At 70.0% G+C, this 4,658-nt stretch carries 4 protein-coding genes; 3 read left to right on the top strand and 1 reads right to left on the bottom strand.

The annotated features are described in order from the left end of the window. The 3 genes from rsmB to RWO33_RS19300 form a co-directional block, all read left to right on the top strand. On the top strand, positions 1 to 999 hold a 999-nt coding region (rsmB, locus tag RWO33_RS19290; RefSeq protein ID WP_314106962.1), incomplete at its 5' end, for a 16S rRNA (cytosine(967)-C(5))-methyltransferase RsmB. 23 nt (positions 1,000 to 1,022) lie between these two features. Continuing rightward, the gene (locus RWO33_RS19295) at positions 1,023 to 2,747 is read left to right on the top strand and encodes a glycosyltransferase family 39 protein (protein ID WP_314106964.1); all 1,725 of its coding nucleotides are present in this window, start codon (positions 1,023 to 1,025) and stop codon (positions 2,745 to 2,747) included. Positions 2,748 to 2,907: 160 nt separating this feature from the next. Further along, positions 2,908 to 4,110, top strand: a complete 1,203-nt coding sequence (locus RWO33_RS19300) for an O-antigen ligase family protein (RefSeq protein WP_314106967.1) — start codon at positions 2,908 to 2,910, stop codon at positions 4,108 to 4,110. Between the two features lie 46 nt (positions 4,111 to 4,156). Here RWO33_RS19300 and RWO33_RS19305 read toward each other — a convergent pair. Further along, on the bottom strand, positions 4,157 to 4,658 hold a 502-nt coding region (locus RWO33_RS19305), incomplete at its 5' end, for a glycosyltransferase (protein WP_314106970.1).

Raw genomic sequence — 4,658 nt, forward strand, 5'->3', positions numbered from 1 at the left:
CTCTCGGCCACGGTCGAGGCCGCGCGCGCGCTGGGCCGGGAGCGCCAGGCCGGCATGGTCAACGCCCTGCTGCGCCGCGCCCAGCGCGAGGGCATTCCGGCGTTGCCGGCACGCGACGCGTTCCCGAAGTGGCTGGCCGAGCAGATCGAGCAGGACTGGCCTGACCAGGCCGACGCCATCTTCAATGAAAGCCTGCAGCCGGCCCCGTTGTGGCTGCGGGTGAACCGCCAGCACGGCAGCCGCGAGGCGATGCTGGAACGCCTGCAGGCGGCCGCGATCGCAGCCGAAACCACCGACCTGGGCGCCGATGCGATCCGGCTGCCGGTGCCGGTGGCGGTGGCCTCGCTGCCCGGCTTCGCCGACGGCGCGCTGTCGGTGCAGGACCTGTCGGCACAGCAGGTGGCCGATGCGCTGGCGCCGCGTCCGGGTGCGCGCGTGCTGGATGCGTGCGCCGCGCCCGGCGGCAAGTCGGCGCACCTGCTGGAGCGCGACCCCAGCCTGCGCCTGCTGGCGCTGGACATCGACCCGCGCCGGCTCAAGCGCATCAGTGAAACCTTCGCCCGCACCGGCGTGGGCGAACACGCCCAGGTGCGGGCGGCAGACGCCACCGACCCGGCCAGCTGGTGGGACGGCGAACCGTTCGATGTGATCCTGCTCGACGCGCCCTGTTCGGCCACCGGCATCATCCGGCGCCAGCCCGACGTGCTGCTGCATCGCCGCGCCACCGACATTCCGGCGCTGGTGGGGTTGCAGGCGCGCCTGCTGGATGCGTGTTTCGGCATGCTCGCCCCCGGCGGGACCCTGCTGTACGCGACATGCTCGATCCTGCGCGAAGAGAACCAGTTCCAGATCGAGGCCTTCCTGCAGCGCACCCCGCGGGCGGGGTTCCTGCCACTGGGTGACGCCTACGGCCACGATTCCTGGGCCGGTCGCCAGCGCCTGCCGGGCGAACACGGGGCGGATGGCTTCTTCTACGCGCGCCTGCTGAAGAAGGGTTGATCCTGCCCGGGTAGAATCGCGCCATGCTGAAAACACGCGAATCCCGGGAATTCTGGTTGTTGGCCCTGATGGCGCTGCTGGTGCTGGGCGCCGGGCTGGGCATGCGCGACCCCTGGCCCTCCGACGAGCCGCGCTTCGCGCTGGTCGCCAAGCAGATGGTGCTGAGCGGGGACTGGCTGTTCCCGCATCGCGGAACCGAGCTCTACTCGGACAAGCCGCCGATGCTGATGTGGCTGCAGGCCACCCTGTACACGCTGCTGCGCGACTGGCGGGTAGCGTTCCTGCTGCCCACGCTGCTGGCCGCACTGGGCACCCTGGCCTGCGTGTACGACCTCGGCCGCCGCCTGTGGACCCGCAAAGTGGGCCTGTACGCGGCCTGGGCGCTGCTGTTCGCGGTGCACTTCACCTTCCAGGCCAAGAAGGCCCAGATCGACCCGCTGGTGGTGTTCTTCATCACCCTGGCCAACTACGGGCTGCTGCGCCACCTGCTGTGCGGTCCGGCCTGGCGCTGGTGGTGGCTGGGCTGGTTCGCGGCCGGGCTGGGGGTGATCACCAAGGGCGTGGGCGTGCTGGCGTTGTTCATGCTGGTGCCGGCGCTGGTCGCGGTGGCGCTGGGCTGGCCGCGCGTGCGCCTGGACCTGCGCGACTGGCGCTTCTGGCTGGGCCCGCTGGCGTTCGCGCTGGCCGTGGCGCTGTGGCTGGTGCCGATGGTGCTGGCCGCCACCAGCAGCGGCTCGGCCGAATACCGCGCCTACATGGACGACATCCTGTTCCGGCAGACAGCCAAGCGCTATGCGCAATCCTGGGACCACCACCAGCCCTGGTGGTATTTCCTGGCCACGATGCCGTCGATGTGGATCCCGGCCTTCCTGCTGGTGCCCTGGGCGATCCCGGCCTGGTGGCGGCGTCTGCGCCGGCGCGACCCGCGTTACCTGCTGCTGCTGGGCTGGTGGCTGCTGATCGTGCTGTTCTTCTCGATTCCGCATGGCAAGCGCGACGTCTACATCCTGCCGGCCCTGCCGATGTTCTGCCTGGCGCTGGCGCCGCTGCTGCCGGGCCTGCTGCGCAGGCGCGATGTGCAGTGGCTGCTGGGTGGGTTCGCCGCGCTGCTGACCCTGGCCCTGCTGGGCGTGGGCGTGGCGATGCTGGGGGGCGAACCGGGCTTCGAGCGCAAGCTGATCCTGGAGCGGGGCATCGACACCTCGGTCACCGCCGCGCTGGGCTGGGTCGGCATCGCGCTGGGCAGCTGGGGCGTGGTCAGCCTGCTGTTCAGTGGCCCGCGCCGCTTCCACCTGGCAGTGATGTCGATCCTGGCGATGGCGTGGGTGGCCTACGGCCTGGTCGGCTATCCCCTGTTCAATGATTCCAGCTCGGCACGCGGGCTGATGCACCAGACGGGCGAACGGATCGGGCCGGACGCGGAGCTGGCGCTGGTCGGCTGGAAGGAGCAGAACCTGCTGATGTCCGACCGCCCGGTGCGGACGTTCGGCTTCAAGCGGCGATGGTACCTGCAGCTGCAGGACGGTGCGGCCTGGCAGGCCGAGGCGCCGGAGCGGCGCTGGCTGCTGGTACAGCAGGCGGCACTGCTCGCGTGCGTGGACCGCAGCCGGGCCGAACGGGTGGGCGTGGCCAACCGGCGAGGCTGGTGGCTGGTGCCGGCGGAGGCCTTCGTGGGGCCCTGCCAGCCCAATGCCGTGGACCTGGCGCGGATCCGTCGGGAGCAGGGCAAGGAGGACGGTGAGGAATAGCCGCACGCTCATGGATCATTCCCAAACGATCAGCCACAATGCCGACCGCTCCGCCCGACCCGCATCGAACGTGAACAACGCGCTTTCCCGTCCTGCCGGCATCAACCCAATCCTGGCATGGGTGTTCACGGGGGTGCTTGGGCTTTCGCCGGTGCTGTTGATGTCGACGATGGACGGCGGCAGTGCGGGCTACTACGGGCTGGTGCTGCTCAGCGTCATCGTGCTGGCGTGGGTGCGCCGCCCGGCGCAGGGCACGGTATGGTGCGACGACCGCCGCGAATACCTCTGGATGGTGTCGGGCATGGCCGTACTGCTGGTGGGAGTGCTCACCAGCCTGGCGGTACACGGTCTCTGGAAAGGCTCGGAGGTCGAGAAGGCGGCGCGCTTCCTCAGCGTGGGGCTGATCCTGGCCGCGGCGCTGCGCATTCCGCGGCCTGTCCTGGCGCACGCCGCGCTCGGCCTGCTGGGGGGGATCTGGTACGCGGTGCTCAACGTGGCCTGGCTGGTGCTGAGCACCGGCGAGCGGCCGGCCACCCGGCAGTTCAACGCGGTGACCTATGGCGACCTGACCCTGCTGTTCTCGATGATCGCCTTCCTGCTGCTGGGCCTGCGCATCACCCGGTTCCGGCGCACCGAATTCGCGCTGAAGCTGGTCAGCGGCATCGCCGGCGTCGGCGCGTTCCTGGCCACCCAGACCCGTGGCGGCCTGCTGGCCATTCCCTGTTTCCTGTTCATCGCCATGCTGGTGCAGGGCAGGCGCATGAACCGCCTGAAGCTGCTCGCGGCGGCGGTGCTGCTGGCCGTGGCCGGCGTCATCGTGGCCAGCGATGCCTCGATGCGCCAGCGCATCCACCTGGGCGTGAGCGAATTCGACCAATGCCAGGTGACGCACCTGTCCGACACCTCGGTGTGCATCCGCCTGCAGCTGTGGAGCGCGGCCGGGCACATGATCCGCAGCGAACCGGTGTTCGGGATCGGCGGCGGCGACCGCTTCCGTGAGGAGCTGGCCAACCTGGCCCAGGCCAAGCAGGTCACCCCGACGGTGGCTCGCGACTTCGGTGAGACCCACAACGACCTGCTGTACTTCCTGGCTACGTACGGCGTGCTCGGCGGATTGGGCCTGGTGCTGCTGTACATCGCACCGGGCTGGCTGTTCGCGCGCCGCCTGCGGCTGGACGTGACCGACCGGCCCACGCGCCTGTTCGCCGGCGCCGGGCTGATGATCTGCGTGGGCTTCGCGGTGTTCGGCATCACCGAAATGATGTTCCGCGACATGCGCACCGCCTCGTTCTACGCCACCTGGATCGCGTTCTTCCTGGCCCTGTCAGACCCCCTGCGCCTGCGCACCAGCACCGACGCGTAGAGCCGACGTGTGTAGAGCCGACTGTTAGTCGGCTGTTAGCCGGCTGTCAGCCGGCTTCCCCACCCAACACCGCAGCATAACTAGCTTCAGTCAACGCACTGAACGTCTCCAACCCAAATGCCGCCACGGCATGCGCCCGCGCCGCCTGGCCGACGGCCGGCAACGTCTGCCGCAGCTCATACAGCGCCTGCACCTGCGCGGCAATCGCCGCCACATCGCGCACCGGCACGCTCCAGCCATTGCGCCCGTGCTCGATGTTCTCCGGCAGCCCGGCGTAGTCGCTGACCATCACCGGCTTGCCCATCGCCATCATTTCGCGGCATGCGAACGAGATGGTCTCCACGTCGTAGGACAGCACGAAGCCGGCATCGCCGCTGGCCACGAACGGGCGGATGTCATCCAGCAGGCCGGCGAAATGCACCTGCGCGGCCACCCCGAGCTGCTGCACTTCGGCGACCAGGCGCGGGTCCGGCTCGCGCCCGGCCACGGCCATGTGCACCTTGCCGCGCAGCGGTTCGGGCAGGGTCGCCAGCGCCCGGGCCAGGTCG

The organism is uncultured Stenotrophomonas sp., assembly GCF_963519925.1.
In the GTDB taxonomy this organism is placed as follows: domain Bacteria; phylum Pseudomonadota; class Gammaproteobacteria; order Xanthomonadales; family Xanthomonadaceae; genus Stenotrophomonas; species Stenotrophomonas maltophilia_AE.